The organism is Sporolituus thermophilus DSM 23256, assembly GCF_900102435.1.
Classification (GTDB): Bacteria; Bacillota; Negativicutes; order Sporomusales; family Thermosinaceae; genus Thermosinus; species Thermosinus thermophilus.
This window is the reverse complement of record NZ_FNBU01000006.1, coordinates 91,617-109,083: the sequence shown is the minus strand read 5'-3', so window position 1 is coordinate 109,083 and position 17,467 is coordinate 91,617. Positions and strand designations below refer to the sequence as shown.

Here is a 17,467-nt window from a genome sequence, read left to right as displayed (position 1 = left end):
CAGAAGAGGCCGTCCTTGCCTGGACGGCTCTTTTTGTCGCTTACTAGACGATATTGGTAATAATCAAATGCTTAGCCTGACGGTTGTTACGGCGCCGGACATTATACGCGTACTGTTTATCAAAAGACACGATGGTTAGGTTGGATCGGCCGGTATAAAGCGTACGGATGTAGTCGGTATTTTTAATAATCAGGATAAACGGCGCGTCCAGACAATACAGCCGTTCAGCCAGTCGGCGCTGGTCGGCGCGCGTGAACGTCCGGCCCTCGTAATCGGCAAAGTCGCTGTCATACGGCGGATCGAGAAAGACAAAGTCGCGGTCCGTCGGGCGCGCTGCATCGAGAAAATCGGCAAAATCGAGGTTATAGAGCTCAGCCCCGGCCAGACAGCGCACCGTCGCCGGCGCTAGCAACCGGTTAATCTTCTTGCCGAAATCTTTGCCGTTATAGGCCATCCCGCCATAAGGAATATTGAACTCGCCGGCGTGATTGTAGCGAAACATGGCGCCGTAGCAGTATTCGCGGATAAAGTAGAAATAAGCCGCCCGCTCTTCAGGCGCCAGGTTCCGCGGCAGCGGCCGGCCGAGGGCGGCGTCGTTATAAAGACCGCGAAAATGCAGGTAAAAACCGCTACGCAGCCCTGTTTCCAGGTTGGCGTACAATTCGCCGTCGCTGAGCGGCCGCCCTAACGCCACCTCCAGCTTAAGCAGCCGCCGCAGCTTATCGACAAGACTGACGCATAGCACCGCGGCAAAACGCGTGTGATCCACAAACAGCTCGCTGTCAAACAATTCCCGGAAAAGCTGGCGCCGCTTCGCCAGCACTGCTTCTATCAAGGGATTTAAAGCATCAGGCTTGAGCGCACTCGCGCGGCACTGGTGATACACCGCTGCCGCATCAGGCCATAGCATAGCCGTAAATTCAGCCATCCTGCCCCAATAGAGCGCAAAAGTCCGTAGACAGGTAGCAAAGCGCTCACTACCGTCCCGAACAAAGCGGTAAAATTGCATCAAGTCAGCCGAGATATCGTTGACAAGCGCCCGCTGCGGTTCCAGCCGGAAATAAACGGCGCCGCCGCCGAAAAACGGCTCAATATACCGGTCAAACGGCGGGATTAGCTGTTCGATGTAACGAAACTCCCGTGCTTTGCCGCCCGGCCATTTGATGAGTGGCTGCATCTTCGACTCCTTTGCATCATCCAGACTGAGGTTGTCATGATTAGTCAAACGTTGCCACCGCATTTTTTTATTCTACAAGCCGCTCGTTTTGTTCCTGCCAAAGTTCGGAAAAGATCCCTTAGCGCACCACAACGTACACATACAGGCCCAGACAAACCATTGTCAGCGCAAAGACCCCCCAGGCGCCCGCGCGGTTGCCGCCCGCTTTCAGCCAGCGGGCATAAGTCAGGGCATGGATGCATGCGAGTCCAACAGCCAGCCCGTACAGATAATCCATATCCAGCACCTCCGCGCCGTCATTTAACCGGCGAAGTCCGCCACATCAAGCCGTGGCGGCGGATTTCCGTCTTGACCTGCACACGGAAGGTCGCCTGCTGATAAGCCGCCGCCCAGTCAAAGGCCTGCCATTCCTGCCAAGTGGCGAAATGCCGGCGGGCCCGGTAGCCAAAGCCAATAACGTCGGCCCCCAAGCTCTGGAGCTTGTGCAGCGTCCGCCCCGTTTCGCGCTCGATAAGCCGGGAAACCTGCGCTTCAAGCAGGCTCCGATACTCTTGCTGTTCATAGTTGATGCCGCTGGAAATGCTCGTGATTTCCCCCTCCAGAAAGACGGAAATGTCGATGACCGGCCGGCCGTCGACAAAGTTGACGGCAATTTTGGTCGGCTCGCCCAAGCGCGCGTTGACGTGGACGATTTTTTCCGGCTCCAGGGGGTCGTCAAAAACCAGAAAGCCGCGGCGAAATTGGTTAGTAAGAATCGCCATCATGCGCGTCTCTTGGTTTGTCAGTTTGCCCACCATCCGGTCGCGGACAAACACCGCCGTGCCCAGCGCCTCCGCCGCCGTTTCCGTAGATTTCACGCGTGGCGTGTGGCCCACATACTCATCGGCCCGCGCCGGCGGCCGCGCCTGCCGCACCGGCGCTTCTTCGTTTTCTTCTTCTTTCGGCGCCCCGGCTAAAACGGCGATAGGGGCCATATTGCCAGTCTTATATTGTAAATAGAAATCATGCAAATTGGTGCGCAGATAATAGGACGTCTCTTCCCCTCCGAGCAGCATGTTTTCATAAAAACGCGACGTAAGGATTTCCAGCTTGGGTTTGTTTTTTTCCATAAAATGCTGGGCCGTGTCTTCGTTGGCGATCATGACAAACATCGAACCGCGAAACTCGCGAAAGCGCATGAGCGGGCCCAGCACGTCCGCCACCCCGGCGCGCGCTATCTCCTCGCCAAAGATAAACACTTTGGTGTGCGACAGGTTGGGAATGCGGGAAACGGCTGAGTTCAGGAGATTGCGCGCTTCGGCCAGCGACGGCGCCTCCAGGGTAATGAGGACGCTGCTCTGATCGCTCTTGCCGCCCCCTGCCTGCGAACCGCCGGCCAGGGTACGGGGCACAGCAATCTGATAGGTAACGCGAATTTTTCCCGGCTCATCGCCCTTGTCAAGGCCGATGGCCAGCACATAGGCAATTTCGTCGGTTTCGCGCGCGCCAGCGCAGCCAGCAGCAACGGCCGAACAGACCATGAGCATGATGAATAAGGCTAACCGGCGCATCCTTTCGCCCCCTTCCGGCGGTCTTTCCGCCAACTCGCGGCCAATAAGAGGCCCGGCACGGCATAAATCGCCGCTGCCGCATAGGTCTGGATAAAGACGGTGTCAAGGGTTACGGTATCGGTAATATCTTGCGGGATCATAGCCAAGAACGCAACGGTCAGCGCCGCTACCGGAATGAGCGGCCGAATGGCGGGCAGGCCAAAAAGGCGCGCCACGAGATACAGCCCCATGAACAGGTTGGCCGCAATGGCCAATATGCCGTACATCACCCACAGCAGAATAAAAAGCGCTTCGATGCGCTGCACATAGCGGCCAAGGTATACCAGCCGGGCCATCTCATAAAAAGGCAACATCTTTTCCCGCCCGGTCGTGTACCCGAATACCAGGGTAAAGATAAAAGTACATAGCGCCTTAAGCGCTATCGAAGCGCCCAGGCCGTACAGGGTGGCAGCCTTTACCGTCCGCAGGTCTTGCAGCGCCTTGGCCAAAATGAAAAGTGCCAGTACCCCGCTGTTATAACCTGCCCCAATCAGGGCAGGCGGCATGACCGCCCCCAGTCCTGTCCCCTGCCAGGGCAAGAGGTGGTAAACATTATAAAACGGGAAAAGGAGGGCAAGCACGACCAGGAGCGGAACGCTGCCCAGCGGCATTAGAAGGTAAGTGGTGCGGGCAATCCCCTCGACGCCAATGTAGACCAGTACCCCGGCTACCAGCGCATAAACGGCGACAGCTATGCTAAACTCCAAGAGCGGCAGAGCCGTGAGCAAAGTGTTTTCGGCGAACTGGCGGAGGAGCAGCACGGCGTCAAGGAAAAAGTAGCCGACGTAAAACAAACCGACCAAGAAGCCCCCCGCCCGCCCGAGCAGATGATAAGCAGCGCCAACCAGATCATAACCGGGCAGGCGGCTGAGGACAAAGACCAGCAACCAGCAGCCCGCAAACGCGCCGATGCCGCTCGCGAGCGGCATCAGCCAGGCCAGGCCGGCGGCAATATCGAGCATTTCGGCCGGAACAGTGATAAAGAGGCGCGGAATAGTAAGGATGAACGCCAAGGCCATTCCTTCGGCAATGCCCATTCGCCCTGGTTCGTAGGTCATGGCTCGTCCTCCTTCCCGACCGGTTTTTCCATTGTCCAGGGGCGGCTGATGCTTGGCTGACGACGGCTGTCCTGCGGACTCAAAGCATCCGGGCGCCGCTCCTGCTTAAAGACGCTGCCCCGGATAACCACGTCCAGGTTGGGCGTCACCTTGGGCGCGATTGGTACCATGTAGGGCACGCCAAAAGATTTCATGGTACAAAGGATCGCCGTCGTCAATAGCAGGCTGACCGCCAGGCCGACCAGACCGAAGATTGCAGCGAAGACCAGGTAGACAAACCGGATTAAGCGGAAGGCGAAAGCCATCCGGTAGTCGGGAGTGCCGAAGGAGGCCAGACCGGTAATGGCGATGATGACTACCATAATGGGGCTGACGATATTGGCCGCTACCGCCGCCTGGCCGATGATAATGGCGCCGACAATACCTATCGTTGGCCCCAGCATGCCGGGAATTCGCAGTCCCGCTTCCCGGATGAGTTCAAAGGAAAACTCCATGAGCACAATTTCAAATAATGCCGGCGACGGCACGGCCTCGCGCGCGCCGGCAATGGCCAGGGCCAGCTCGGTGGGAAGCGCTTCCTGGTGGAAATAGTTGATGGCAATGTATAAAGACGGCAGCGTTACCGACAGAAATGCGGCTAACAGACGCAGGACACGCATGAAACTGCCGGCCGGAAACTTGAGGCCGTAATCTTCGTTGGAATGAAAAAAAGAGAAGAAACTGACCGGGAGGATATGCGCAAAGGGTATGCCGTTCAGCAGCAAGGCAATCCGGCCTTCGGCCAGATGGACCGCCGCCCTGTCGGGCCGCTCGGTCGACAACATCTGGGGAAAGGGGATGCTGGGGTGGTCCTCGATGAACTGTTCCAAGACGCCAATATCACTGATATAGTCGGTCGTGATACTTGTCAGGCGGCGCTTGAGCTCGGCTACTACCTTGGGGTTGGCTACCGGCTTTAGGTACATGATGGCGCATTTTACAGGCGCGCGGTCACCAACGGTAAAGATTTCGGTCACCAGCTCGCTGGTTGGAAAAATGGTCCGGATCAGACTGGTGTTGGTACGCAGGTTTTCCGTAAACGCCGCCTGCGCCCCCCGCACCGTCTGCTCGATGCGCGGCGTGCCCACGCTGCGCTTGGCAAAGCCTTTACTGCCCAGGAGCAGGGCCTGGTTGGCGCCGTCAAGAAACAACACGGTATCGCCGTCATTGATTCCTTTGGCAATTTGGGCAAATTCAGTCAGCACCTTAATTTCGTTGTTAGGTAAATACTCGTTCAGCGTCCGGACAATATTTTCGGCGTCGCCGGCGTTAAAGGCATCAGTACCGGATAGTAGCTGCAGGGGCTGGAGGATCGAGAGAGTGATTGCCTTGTTGTCCACCATGCCGTCGAGAAACGCCAGCATGGCCTTGACTGGTTTTGGCGCCGGAATTTCAAACTGGCGGAGAATAAAGTCTTTGTTTTCCGGCAGGCTGTACAGCTCGCGCAGGATTTTCTCGTTCTCGGTCAGACTGGCGCTTACGGTGCGCTTGAGCGGCGGCGAGCCGCTGTCATAGGCGAGACGGATAGGCGTCAGTTCCTGCCGGCGCTGTTCGAGTAATTCCAGTTCCTGGGCCAGGTTGGCAAGACGCTGTTTTCCATCCGCGCGGCTTAAGGCGGCGTGGGCTTTCTCCATGACGCGGCGTAAATCGCGGGCATAGTCCAGCAAGGTGGCAAGCTGGGCGGCGGCATCGGCCAGCGGGGCGGTTGCATCCGCTTCGGGCTCGCGTTCATAGGATTCGCTCTCGTCAAGCACGAACGGAGGCTGCTGGCGGGGCGGCTGGTAGACAATAAAATTGCGAAACGCGCGATATGCTTTCGTAAAAACGGTCTCCATCGGCAGCCGTCACCCCCATAAACATTGTCATGGATATTGTTTCCTCCCCTGCCAAAAATATAACCGGCGCGACTGCTTCATTAGCGGCGCGCCGGTGGGCCTGCTCACTGCTGCTTGAGGCTTACCAGGACAGTTTCCGCGGTAAATTACCTTCCTCGAACGTCGTAACCTTTGTTCTTATATCCTTTTGGCAAACACTTTATAGTTGCTTGGTTAAAAAAGCGGGCAACCGCTTCGGCCCGGCAATAGCTGGATTTTACTTGTTTGGTTCGCGTTATACGGCTAGACACCTGCTTATGTAGAACAACATAAAATATACTAAACAATTTCTTGCAAAGGTGGGAAAATTATATGGATATCTTTTGCCGGGAAGTGGAACCCTTTGTTCCCCTTACCATCCATGAAATTAGGTTTTGGCTTCGGATAATGAAAGAACATTCTCTTTTTATTAAATTAGGCCTGCCGTGCGACCAGACCGCATTAATTGAAGAAGCCCAACGGTTCTATGACTGTTTTGCCGAGCTGGAAAAGCAGGCCTGCCAAGTTCAATGCGATGATCATTTTCGCAGCTTCGTGAAACAAGTTTTAACCGCTGTTAAAAACATCTTCAGCTTTAAACGGCACCTCCTTCACCTGCTTATCGAATGTAAACTCCGCGGTGGTTCTAACTATCCCTTATTAATTGACCACATATCCCGTGAAGCGCTGTACTTCTACAAAATACTGGAAAAAATCCGCAATGGGGAAATGCGGTATCCTGTAGATGCTATCGTTAGCGAAAACGTATTCTGGCTCAGGATTATGGCTGATCATTTAAAATTCATCCGTGGTTTGCTCGACCCTTCTGAGCGCGAATTCATCGACAAAACCAATGTCCTCAGCAATAAGTTCGACCAGCTGCAATTGCATGCCCGTGACTTCGACAGCATGCTGTGGCACTTCCGCCCAACCCCCGACTTCATACGTTTTGAAAAAGAAGTAACAGATGCTACAATACGCCTGCGCGATTTTAAAGCAGCCGCAGAAGAGCTTATCAAACAGTGCGCCGTACTCTCGCTAATCCCGCCGCTATTAGCCGATCATGTCCGGCGCGAGGCGGAGCACTTCCTGGAAGTTCTTGAATTGATACATGGCGAAATGATGCAAGGCAGTAACCCGGATATAATCCTCTGCGATCATGACTTTCGGTAAGTAACCAACATGGCAGCCAATCACGGCTGCTATTCTTATTTATGCGTGCGCCGCCAGGCCGATGCCAACTGTAAAAATCCCCGAGCTGACCCCGGATCAGCTAAAAAAAGTGAGGCAATGGTATCACTGGGGTAAACTGGTAATATTTTTTTATAAAAACCGATTTAGGGGGAGGAGCGTTATCGTGTCCTACCATTTTCGCAATTTAGTGTTTGAAGGCGGCGGTGTTAAGGGAATAGCGTACAGCGGTGCTCTCGAAGTGCTAAAAGAAAAAGAGATCTTGCCGAACATTAAGCGAGTCGGTGGTACTTCGGCTGGTGCAATAGCTGCTTTATTGGTCGGCTTAAATTACACCGCAAAAGAAATTAAAAACATTATAAGTGAATTGCACTTTCGCCAATTTTTAGATGATACGTGGGGAATTATTCGAGACACGCGTAGATTAATCTCCCAATTTGGGTGGTACCGAGGTAATTTTTTCCGCGAATGGGTGGGAAATTTAATTAGTGCTAAAACCGGAAACAGTGAGGCAACCTTTCATGATATTCAAAAGTTAAAAGAAACGAATAATTTTAAAGACTTGTATTTTATAGGCACAAACTTATCAACGAAATTTGCGGAAGTCTTTTCCCACGAGCATACGCCGCGAATGTGTGTTGCTGATGCAGTCCGCATATCAATGTCAATACCATTTGTCTTCACAGCTCAGCGCAGCCCCCGTGGAGATTGTTATGTTGATGGCGGAGTGCTTGATAATTTCCCAATTAAGCTTTTCGATCGGAGAAAATATGTCGAACGTTTTTCAACAACACCTGACTATTATCAAAAACATAATCAACAACTACAGGAGGAAGGTAAGAAAATTAGTCCATATGTTTATAACCAGGAAACCCTTGGCTTTCGTTTGGTTTCCGGGAGCGAAATCGCCATATTCCGGGATCATGCTGAACCACCTCGCCATGATATAAACGACTTTTTTGCCTATACATGGAGCCTAATCGAAACTATTTTGGAAAGCCAGCAGAACCAACATTTACATAGCGATGATTGGCACCGGACTATCTATATTGATACACTAGGAGTAAAGACTATGGATTTTGGAATTGATTCTGCTAAAAAAGAAGCATTGGTAGAATCGGGCCGCCGATATACGGAGAAATATTTCGCTTGGTATGATAACACTGAAAACCCAGCATACAATCGCCCGTGAGACATGTTAGGCGCAAGCGCACTGGCAGCGCTTTAGCAAATCACGTCTGTTAAACCAATATCTTGCATCCTAGTAAAAAATAGTAAATCCGGTACTCATTAAAGGAATTAAGAGGTTACGTAGAGAAAATTCAAATAATACATATCTAGGGGGAGTTGAGAGCATGATTAAACGGGCCGGCGAATTAGTCACCGAGGTTGCCGCCAACCGGTTCGGCGGCAAGGGCGAAGTAATTGGGACTAAACTGTTGGACATGGAACAATTGCAAGGCAAAGGCAGGTTATTCTCCCACAGCATTCTCAAGCCGGGCTGCTCTATCGGTTACCACCAACACAATGGCGACGCTGAGACTTACTACATCCTTAAAGGCGAAGGCCTGGTCAACGATAATGGCACGCTGGTTAAGGTCCAAGCCGGCGACGTCGTCTTTACGGCCGACGGCGAGTCCCACTCCATTGAAAATACCGGTACGGAAGATCTTGAATACATCGCTTTAATTCTCTACTCCAAATAAGATGGTAACAGGCTTTACGCTATTATTGGCGTAAAGCCTGTTTGTTTAGTGATAAACCCCTTGACAGAAAATACATTTTTGGCGTATATTAATCTCAACTTCCAAAAGTTGTATACCGTGTACTCTTATCAAGAGCGGTGGAGGGACTGGCCCTGTGAAACCGCGGCAACCGGCAACAATGCGTCTGGTGCCAAATCCAGCAGAATCTTCGGATTCTGGAAGATGAGAGGAAAGGTATGGCTGCCATAATATGGCGTCTCTTTCCTCTCGGAAAGAGACGCTTTTATTTTACCTTATTATCGGCGACCACCTCGGCGCCGTCGGAAGCACCCGGCTGGCCCCCCTGGACAAAACCTGCGCCAAAAAATAACGCCAAGAAAGGATGCCGCCCATGTTGATACACCAGCTGTTCGCTCAAAAACGCCCTGTCGTGTCCTTTGAAACCTTCCCGCCCAAACCAGCTTCCCCCCTGGAGTCCATTTTCCAATGCATTGAAGAACTGCAAGCGCTAAAGCCCGATTTTATCAGCGTTACCTACGGCGCAGGCGGTTCCACACGGGGCCGCACGTTGGAAGTAGCCCGACACATCCAGCATGACCACGGCATTCCCGCCCTGGGGCACCTTACCTGCGTCGGCGCCACCGCAGCGACCATTCAGGCAATCTTGCACGAATTTGCCGCTCAGGGCATTGAAAACATCCTTGCCTTACGGGGCGACCCTCCAAAAGACGCCCCTATTCCCCCCACCCCTTACCGTGCCAAAGACCTCATCCGCTTTATCCGCCAGCAGCGCCGTCCCTGCAGCATCGCCGCAGCCGCCTACCCTGAAGGGCACCTGGAAAGCCCCAGCCGGGAGGACGATCTACGGTTTCTTAAAGAAAAAGTGGACAGTGGTGTCGATTTCCTGATCACCCAGATCTTTTTCGACAACGCCATGCTCTATCGCTTCCTGGAAGACGCCCGGGCGCTGGGCATTGACGTTCCTGTCATGGCCGGCATCATGCCCGTCTTCAGCCGCCCCCAGGTGGAACGCATCTGCTCGCTCTGCGGCGCTACGCTGCCGCCGGCGCTGGTTAAGCTGATGGACAAATATGGTCACCAAAAAGAAGCAATGGAACAGGCGGGCCTTGAGTACGCCAGCCGCCAGATCGAAGACCTCCTTGCTCACGGCATTGACGGTGTACACCTGTATACCATGAACCGCCCCCATCTGGCACGCACCCTGGTCCGGAATACGGGCCTGCGCTAGGCGCCTCACACCGGCAAAGCAACCACTCGAATCTGCCAGGCTAACGTAAAAAGACAGCCGTTACCAGGCTGTCTTTTAGTTTTTTTTCACATATTGTATTTTCCGGTCTTTAAACCAGACCGGCCGAAGGTGACAATAATCGGCAATGGCCAGGGCCACGTCCATACCCTTGCCGATATCGCCGGGAGTATGCGCGTCCGAACCAATGGTTACCAGTCTCCCGCCCAGCTCGTAAAACCGTTGGTAGACCGGAACAAGCGCCTTTACCGTCTCCTCCCGGTTTAACCGTCGGGTGTTGATCTCCAAAGCCAATTGCCGCCGGGCTGCGGCAGCCAACACCCGGTCAATGAGCTCCGGAAACTCGTGATAATAGACTTCAGGATCAGCAAACCGGGCATACCGGGCAATATAGTCGATATGCCCCAGACTGTCAATAAATTCATAAGACTCCAGGCACTCGGCCATCGCATCAAAATACCGGCGGTAAACTTCAGCTTTCGTCCGCAAGTTATAAAACTCGGCGCAATAAATGTCTATATTGTCAATGACATGGATCGAACCAATGACATAGTCAAATGGATAGTCCCTGACAATCCGCCGGTTGTCGGCCTCCAGGCCAGGCCGCATACCAATCTCGATACCAAGCAGAACCTGCTCGCTGCGGTATTTTTCATACTCGGCGAAATATGCCGCGGGATTAAAAATAAAGGCCTGCGGCTCAGGATAATCAAGGTCCATGTGCTCGGTAATCGTAATTCCCAAGCCCAACTCACCGGCTTTGGTCATAGCCTGATTTATAGTCATCCGCGAATCGGTAGAAAACTTGGTATGCATATGGGTATCAAACAACATTGTCATCGCTCCGTTCGGCCTGATGTATCCGGTTTCGTGAAATTTTTCATAGTTCCTATTATAACACAGGCTATGCTTAACTTCTAAAACAAACCATGGGCAAAGAATTGTTATAAAATTCCGGCTTTGTACCGGCAACAAGCAAAGCCCCGGTTTCCGGCTGAAGTCCGGAAACCAGGGCTTTTTGCTGCTGTCCTTAACCCAAATCTTTAGCCACCTGCCGCATGCGCTCGCGGATCGCCAGGTTATACGGGCAGCGCTTTTCGCATACGCCGCACCCGGTGCAGTCCGAGGCTTTCGCTTTCAGTGCCGCATAACGCATGGGGATGGCCTCTTTTAGCCCATAAGATACATATTGCAAATGGAAAATAAACACCGTAGGAATATCTATCCCTGCCGTGCATGGCAAACAGTAACCGCAGCGCCGGCAGAAATTGGGCCCGATAACTTGCGCTTCGGCTGCGAGTACCGCCCGTTCCTCATCCGTAAGCGGCCTGAAACTCTTCGCCACTTGCACATTCTGTGCGACCTGCTCAACGCGGTCCATACCGGGAATGGCGACGGCAATATCCTGTTCGAGAATAAACCTGAGGGCAAGTTCAACATTTTTAACCTGTCCGCCGCCCAGCGGCTTCATCACGATACAGCCAACATCCAGCGACCTGGCCAACGGGAAAAGCACATCAAGCGCCCTGGTCTCGATAAAGTTAAACGGAAACTGCACCGTACTGAACTCACCGGTTTTTATCGCTTCCGCCAAAAGCTCCACGTTATGCCCGGTTATGCCAATATGACCGATTTTTCCCGCTTGCCTGGCCTCCCTGAGCGCTTCAAGGGCGCCGCCAGGCGCCATAACCGCCTCAAAATCAGCCCGGGTCTTTATATTATGTAGCTGGTACAGGTCAATGTAATCGGTCCGCATTGTTTTCAAACTAAGGTCAATGTCCCTGGCCATGGCTTCCTTATCGCGGGCCATACTCTTGGTTGCCAGATAAAACTCGCGCCGACGTCCGGCAATATGCTGCCCGATTTTGGCCTCGCTATCGGTATAAGCGCGCGCCGTATCAATGAAATTAATCCCCGCATCCAGGGCAGCATGCAATATTGGCCCGGCCTCTTCCATCGTACAACGCTGGATAGGCAACGCCCCGAAACTAATTTCTGTAACTTCCAGCCCGGTTCGGCCCAAACGCCGTTTCAGCATATGAGATCCCTCCATTCGCTTGCGCTTATAAACGGCAGCTGTTTTGGACTAATTCTCTTAATTTTATTTTTCTTTGCCTATTTGCAAATACCTTCACTATTTTCTAAAATTGGCTGGGCTTGGTTGCCACTAAACTTTCTTGTCGATCGGCGGTTTGGGCAGTGGTCGCCAGGCGCTCAAGTTGCGTGGCAATCGACGTAAAGCTGAAACTCATCATTATATCTTCCAGCTTGGCTTTTGTTCCCCGGATATTGTAATAGTGTATAAAAGCTTCTTTACACGGAAGGATTAGCCTTCGTTCCGTGCAATCGAGCTCGCGCGGGTGCAGGTAGACAACGACGCTCCTGCCCTTACGGTTGGCCGCGCGAATGGCTTTTTTGATCAAGAATGCCGGGAAAAACCGAAAGTAAAATCCGCCGGAGTAGCCGATATTCCGCCCAAAGAGACTCACTACCGACGTGGGTACCTCCCAAATACCGAGCTCCCTACCGTTTACCCTTGGCTTATGAATGTCGGTGGGAGCCGACGGAATACCGTAAAGAAAGGTTTTGACCGGAAAAATACTGGCGTCATACATTAGGCCCAACTCTTCCAGCGCTTCAAGATAATGAAGGTTACTTTCCACGATCGACCATGATGGCGCCCGATATCCTAAAACCTTAGTGCCGGTGATATCCTCCAGAATAGCCACCGCTTTTTGCACATCCGCTTTAAACGCTTGAAATGTCTGCTTGTAAGCCAGGTGATGGCCATAGCCGTGTGCGGCAACCTCATGCCCTGCCTGCACTATCTTCCTCACAACATCGGGATAATCTTCACCGATAGAACCCAGGACAAAAAAAGTGGCATTGCAGCCCGCATCGCTGCATAACTGGAGCAGCATGTCCACCTGGGCCCTGAAATTAGAGCCTTTGCCTCTGTAGTCAGCAGGATTTATGTGCTCATAATTGGCATGAAACCATTCTTCGATATCAAAAGTAAGCAAATTATAAACGCTGACTTCGCTTGCCGGTTTAGCCAATTTTCTTTCTCCCTTTGATCGCGAATGAAGTACAGAAGATATCGGACCATGCCCCGACGTCGCCGCTTTGGCTTACAAACTTAAAAGGATGATACATCTTGAGAAATTCCATAGCTTCCAAGCCACAGTCAGTGAATGACTGCTTTAGTTCGTCCATGTCATACATCCGGTCAAACTTCTTCGGCTCAAATAACCCGAGAACCTTGCGCTGCAGCGAACGCTTATGCAAAGTTTGCACCAGCAGTATTCCTCCCGGCCTTGTGACTCTTGCCAGTTCGGCGATAACCGGCTTGTATTGTTCAATTAATTGTATTACACCAATACACAAGACCACGTCAAACTTATTATCGGTAAAAGGTAAGGTCATCAGGTCGCCCGGTATTACTTTCAGTCCCCGGGCAGCAGCAAACTCAAGGCTTTTTTCCGAGAAGTCCACCCCGTAAACCGTGTTTTGCCCGGTAAGCGGTTCGCTGAAAGCGCCCACGCCGCAGCCGGCGTCAAGGATTTCCTTACCTCTTAATTCCCCCAGCCAACGTAAGATGTTGTCCCTTTGCATAAAAAAACTGGCATCGTCAAAATAATCGGATGCTTTGACCGATGCCCCATAAGTTTGCGCCTTTTGGTCAAAATAACGCTGCCAATTATTGCTCATTGTCTCCTCCGCCATTCAGTAAATTATTATAGATTAGGGCAGAATATACTTGATCAACTGTCCGCCCAGCCTGTCGGTAAGAAATTTGGGCGCGACCTTCCATAGGTTAACGAACATACTGACGCTACTTTTGTCGGGCGGGCCAGAAACTTCGCGGCCGCCATCATACACCAGGTACTTGAGCTGCTTTGCTTCGGCTCCCCATTGCGCCTTGTATTTATACGTGCCCGATCCGGTCTGCGACCGGCCAAGATCAAGATGCTTCATTCCCTTGCGGATGCCAAACCTCACCGCTTCCCAGTACATAAAATTATTTATGTACTTTCGGTTATACTCTACAAGCGTCGCCCCATATGGATAATAGACGGTTGCATTACCCGTGCTTAATAGCAGCAGCATGCCGCCAATCACCTTTCCGGTTTCGCGGTCAAGCACGGTGAGCAGAAAAGCATGTTCGGGCAACTGCTCGAAGAAAAGTTTGAAAAAGCGAATGTCCGGGGCAGGTGACCCGAGCTGCTTCATCCTGATAACATAAACTTTATAAAAGTCGTCCAAATGATGAGGGTCAAACGAAACGGCAAACCAGTTGTTTTTATAAACCTTGCGTACATGGTTGCGATTGCTGGCGGTAGATAGCGCCAATATCTTCTCCTCGTCATCAAAAAGCGGCAGCACAAAAGTATGATGCTGAAGGTTTACCTGCCAGCCCGCGCTGTCCAAATCCTGGTTCTTTAGCCTTAGCCCCAAATAATCCAGGCGGTACTTTTTCTGTATTTCCGGGATGCAATTTATGGCAAATTGCCAGGCATCCTCGCTGTCGGCGCAGATGTCGAGATAGTTTACGAACGGCAATGAAATCCCGGCCTTTTTCCATCGGAGATCCCGGCCGATAACCAGCGGCAACAGCGCGCGGATGCGGCCCGCGCCGTCAACAACGGCGTGATAGCCGCACTGATAGTCAAAAGCACTTAACAGGATTTGTCGAAAGGCAATAGTATGAAAAATCGTGCCGCGGGAGAGCGCGAACCGATCCCACTCATCCTTCATAGCCGCGGTGTACGGAGTACAGCTAAACATTCGTCTTTATCCTTTCAGCCACAAAAATACGCCGATGATAATAAAAATGCAGCCAGCCCACTTCATCAAGCTGATCTGCTCATGAAACACGAAAATCGATACCGCCATTAGCAAAACATATTGAAAGCTTGACACAAAGGTAACATGGCTCAGATCAAATACCGACAGGCAGTATACCCAGAGTATGGCCGCCAAGGCATAACTGGCAAAGCCCAAGACGATGACCGGCGAAGTCATATATCCCATAGCAATACTAAACAGGCCCCCGTCGAAGTTAACCGTCCTGCTGCCGATTTTCAGCAATGTACTGGCGACCACGGTCATTGTTACACTGGCAAAAAGCATCAAATAACTTATCATAATCCCGCCTTTTCTATTTTCTTTTCAAGTTCTTCCAGCCGGAGTTTGGTTAAACCCAATTCCTGGGTAAGAGTTTTGTTATGATTTTTTAAGTCCGAAATACTGACGCTAATGTTTAATAATAACAAGAAAGCGCAGGCAATGAGCAGGGCAAAAAACGCAGACGGAGAATAGTCGACCCCGATCAGGCGTGCGAACCAATCCAGCAGATCCTTGAAAACGGAAACAACCAGCAAAAACAATCCGATCAGCAGCCACACCAGTGAATATTTTTCTTTCAGCATGCGGGCCCTGATCAGCCAAAATACTGAAACAATGATGACCAGGCTGAACGCTATTCCCAGTAGTTGAATCTTATGCAGCATTAACCCTTCCATTGTTTATTCCCACCTTGTCCGGGTACAAGAGCAGAGAATTGATAATATAACTTTTGCCATATAGTAGGGGCTCTTCAGCGGTGTAATCGAGGACTCGCCATACTCGCGCGCCCTCATTTCGACGCCCACCTCATGGATACGAAGGCCATGCTTTTTAAGAAGGACAATGGCATCTGGCTCGGGATAATCGCTCGAATAGTATTTCGCCAATACTTCAATGCTTTTTCTGTTGTACAGCCGAAACCCGGAAGTACTGTCGGTAATCTTTGTCCGGATTAAAATCCTAAACAAATAATAAAATAACTTAATGCCAAGCCTTCTCGCCCAGGTAGTGCGATAAGACTTTATATCCAAAAAGCGGGAACCGATCACCATATCGCAGCCGGTCCGTTCCATCGCAAGCACCAGTTTATTTACTTCTTTGGGAATATGCTGCCCGTCGCCATCAATCTGGACCATATACCGATAATCCTTGGCAAGCGCGTATTTGAAACCGGTCTGGACTGCGCCGCCAATCCCCAGATTGTAAGGCAGGTCAATCACTTTGACCCCTTCCGCCGTGCGGGCAATTGCCGAAGTTTTATCGACGGAACAATCATTAACGACGAGGATATCGGCATCGGGAAGACTGGTTTGAACATCATCGATCACTCTCAAGATATTGTTTTGCTCATTAAAAGCCGGAATTACAATTAACATTTTCCCTTTTTCCATTTAGCAGCATCCCCATATCTTTTCACAATGATTAAAGTCCCGTGAATGATCCTATCGGCTCCATATGCGGCAACAATGGCAATAAAAGGAATGGCCGGCGCCCTGTACCTGTACATCCAGTCAATAAACACCAAAACACAAAAAATAAATATTGCGAGGATAACCAGCCACACGACCGCCGCTTTTTTAAACAGGCGGTTACGAATAGCCGCAATCGTTCCGGTAAAAAACAGCACCGTCGGCACCAAATTGCTGACAAACATCATTACGCCGGCAACACTTGACAAATCCGTTTTCCATACCCAATGCCCGAGAAAGGCAACTGCCCTTTTGGCGTACAGTATCAAGACATGTTGCCAGTTGTTTATTAAATAACTTAAAACCAGGCTATTACAGATGTTTATTTTATAATCCGACCGGAAAAAATAGTCGTGGACTGTCGGCTTATCATAGATCCAGCCCTTGGCATAAACATTATACAGTACCTTTTTAGCATTAAATTGCAGGGAATTGATAAAAGGATCGAATTTATTGCCCGTAACCAGATAAACACCAACAAGACCGGCTACCGCCAAAACGCCGCCGATGACCCACCGGTGATTTTTTATAAGTTGGACAAGTGATTTCTTCTCCACCCTGATTGCAAGATATATGAGGATAAAAACCAGCGATATAATCCCCGTTGGTCTAAACACCAGCATATAAAGCGCCGTCGCGGCAAACAACAGCTTGTATTTCTTCAGGCCGGTTTCCAGCGCCATGATCAGCAAATATACGCTGAGCAGCAGGAGGCTGATAAAAAAACTGTCGGAAAGGATGTACATTGACCACAGGGTAATATCCCAGGTGCTGATATAAAAGAGTGAAGCAATGATCGCAGTTGTTCTGTTGAATAATATATGTGAAATTTTGTATACAAGAATAACGCCGATGCCAGCAATAACCGCCTGAATAAAAATGACAACAACAGGATCCTTAAATATCGCAAGCAAAGTCGTAAGCAGGATATTATACCCGAAATACAAGATATCGTTCATATCCAGGCCATCGGTAAGATTTTGCCATATAGCGCCTGCGTATGTCAGATACCATTTGCTGTCATCACATTGGGGAAAGCCTTTGCCCGAAAACAAAAAACTAAAAAAAATCCTCAAATTCTTGGCAATCGCTAACGTTACCAGTAAACCAAGAACAACCAAGTCACGATCTTTGTATTTGTGGTATAGTTGATACACTGTGCACAGCTCCCATTACGTACCAAACAACCTTTCCCTTTACAACCTGTCTCTACACTTGTATAAAAAATATTCTCAAAACACATTCAAAAATCCTGCAAAAGTTGCGTTAA

Annotated in this window: 18 protein-coding genes and 1 riboswitch; of the genes, 4 read left to right on the top strand and 14 right to left on the bottom strand. The window is 50.9% G+C overall.

What is annotated here, in order from left to right; translation table 11 throughout:
- Window positions 1-43: 43 nt before the first annotated feature.
- The 5 genes from BLQ99_RS05460 to BLQ99_RS05445 all read right to left on the bottom strand — a co-directional run bounded on the left by BLQ99_RS05460 (window position 44) and on the right by BLQ99_RS05445 (window position 5,698).
- Complete coding sequence (locus BLQ99_RS05460) at window positions 44-1,225, bottom strand: DNA adenine methylase (RefSeq protein WP_171904602.1); 1,182 nt, start codon at window positions 1,223-1,225, stop codon at window positions 44-46.
- Window positions 1,226-1,295: 70 nt separating this feature from the next.
- Window positions 1,296-1,454, bottom strand: coding sequence for a hypothetical protein (locus tag BLQ99_RS14900; RefSeq protein ID WP_171904601.1), 159 nt, complete (start codon window positions 1,452-1,454; stop codon window positions 1,296-1,298).
- Window positions 1,455-1,473: 19 nt separating this feature from the next.
- Window positions 1,474-2,727 (bottom strand): Ger(x)C family spore germination protein, encoded by a 1,254-nt coding sequence (locus BLQ99_RS05455; RefSeq protein ID WP_093688922.1) that lies wholly within the window; start codon window positions 2,725-2,727, stop codon window positions 1,474-1,476.
- Complete coding sequence (locus BLQ99_RS05450) at window positions 2,715-3,824, bottom strand: GerAB/ArcD/ProY family transporter (protein ID WP_093688920.1); 1,110 nt, start codon at window positions 3,822-3,824, stop codon at window positions 2,715-2,717. The genes BLQ99_RS05455 and BLQ99_RS05450 overlap by 13 nt, the downstream gene beginning before the upstream one ends.
- Window positions 3,821-5,698, bottom strand: a complete 1,878-nt coding sequence (locus tag BLQ99_RS05445; protein ID WP_093688918.1) for a spore germination protein — start codon at window positions 5,696-5,698, stop codon at window positions 3,821-3,823. Before BLQ99_RS05445 ends, BLQ99_RS05450 begins: the two co-directional genes overlap by 4 nt.
- Window positions 5,699-6,049: 351 nt before the next feature.
- On the opposite strand from BLQ99_RS05445, the gene BLQ99_RS05440 reads away from it, so the two are divergent.
- The 4 genes from BLQ99_RS05440 (at window position 6,050) to metF (ending at window position 9,862) form a co-directional block, all read left to right on the top strand.
- Window positions 6,050-6,889: a DUF2935 domain-containing protein gene (locus BLQ99_RS05440; RefSeq protein WP_093688916.1), complete on the top strand. Its 840-nt coding sequence runs from the start codon at window positions 6,050-6,052 to the stop codon at window positions 6,887-6,889.
- Window positions 6,890-7,073: 184 nt separating this feature from the next.
- On the top strand, window positions 7,074-8,099 hold the full coding sequence (locus BLQ99_RS05435) for a patatin-like phospholipase family protein (protein WP_093688914.1): 1,026 nt from the start codon (window positions 7,074-7,076) through the stop codon (window positions 8,097-8,099).
- 163 nt (window positions 8,100-8,262) lie between these two features.
- Window positions 8,263-8,613, top strand: a complete 351-nt coding sequence (locus BLQ99_RS05430) for a cupin domain-containing protein (protein WP_093688912.1) — start codon at window positions 8,263-8,265, stop codon at window positions 8,611-8,613.
- 122 nt (window positions 8,614-8,735) lie between these two features.
- Window positions 8,736-8,842, top strand: a riboswitch (SAM riboswitch).
- Between the two features lie 162 nt (window positions 8,843-9,004).
- A complete protein-coding gene (gene metF, locus BLQ99_RS05425; RefSeq protein WP_093688910.1) occupies window positions 9,005-9,862 on the top strand; it encodes a methylenetetrahydrofolate reductase [NAD(P)H] in 858 nt (285 codons plus the stop codon).
- 75 nt (window positions 9,863-9,937) lie between these two features.
- Here metF and BLQ99_RS05420 read toward each other — a convergent pair whose 3' ends face one another.
- The 9 genes from BLQ99_RS05420 to BLQ99_RS05380 all read right to left on the bottom strand — a co-directional run bounded on the left by BLQ99_RS05420 (window position 9,938) and on the right by BLQ99_RS05380 (window position 17,354).
- Window positions 9,938-10,714 (bottom strand): histidinol phosphate phosphatase, encoded by a 777-nt coding sequence (locus tag BLQ99_RS05420; RefSeq protein ID WP_093688908.1) that lies wholly within the window; start codon window positions 10,712-10,714, stop codon window positions 9,938-9,940.
- A gap of 196 nt (window positions 10,715-10,910) precedes the next feature.
- Window positions 10,911-11,918, bottom strand: coding sequence for an aldo/keto reductase (locus BLQ99_RS05415; RefSeq protein ID WP_093688906.1), 1,008 nt, complete (start codon window positions 11,916-11,918; stop codon window positions 10,911-10,913).
- Window positions 11,919-12,021: 103 nt separating this feature from the next.
- Entirely contained in the window at window positions 12,022-12,939 is a 918-nt protein-coding gene (locus BLQ99_RS05410; protein WP_093688904.1) for a DUF3473 domain-containing protein, read from the bottom strand.
- Window positions 12,932-13,591: a class I SAM-dependent methyltransferase gene (locus BLQ99_RS05405; protein WP_171904600.1), complete on the bottom strand. Its 660-nt coding sequence runs from the start codon at window positions 13,589-13,591 to the stop codon at window positions 12,932-12,934. Before BLQ99_RS05405 ends, BLQ99_RS05410 begins: the two co-directional genes overlap by 8 nt.
- Before the next feature lie 33 nt (window positions 13,592-13,624).
- Window positions 13,625-14,668 (bottom strand): GNAT family N-acetyltransferase, encoded by a 1,044-nt coding sequence (locus BLQ99_RS05400; RefSeq protein ID WP_093688900.1) that lies wholly within the window; start codon window positions 14,666-14,668, stop codon window positions 13,625-13,627.
- A gap of 6 nt (window positions 14,669-14,674) precedes the next feature.
- Entirely contained in the window at window positions 14,675-15,028 is a 354-nt protein-coding gene (locus tag BLQ99_RS05395) for a DMT family transporter (RefSeq protein WP_093688898.1), read from the bottom strand.
- Window positions 15,025-15,405, bottom strand: a complete 381-nt coding sequence (locus BLQ99_RS05390; protein WP_093688896.1) for a DUF2304 domain-containing protein — start codon at window positions 15,403-15,405, stop codon at window positions 15,025-15,027. The genes BLQ99_RS05395 and BLQ99_RS05390 overlap by 4 nt, the downstream gene beginning before the upstream one ends.
- 3 nt (window positions 15,406-15,408) lie before the next feature.
- Entirely contained in the window at window positions 15,409-16,119 is a 711-nt protein-coding gene (locus tag BLQ99_RS05385; RefSeq protein WP_093688894.1) for a glycosyltransferase family 2 protein, read from the bottom strand.
- Complete coding sequence (locus BLQ99_RS05380; RefSeq protein ID WP_093688892.1) at window positions 16,098-17,354, bottom strand: glycosyltransferase family 39 protein; 1,257 nt, start codon at window positions 17,352-17,354, stop codon at window positions 16,098-16,100. Before BLQ99_RS05380 ends, BLQ99_RS05385 begins: the two co-directional genes overlap by 22 nt.
- Between the last annotated feature and the right edge of the window lie 113 nt (window positions 17,355-17,467).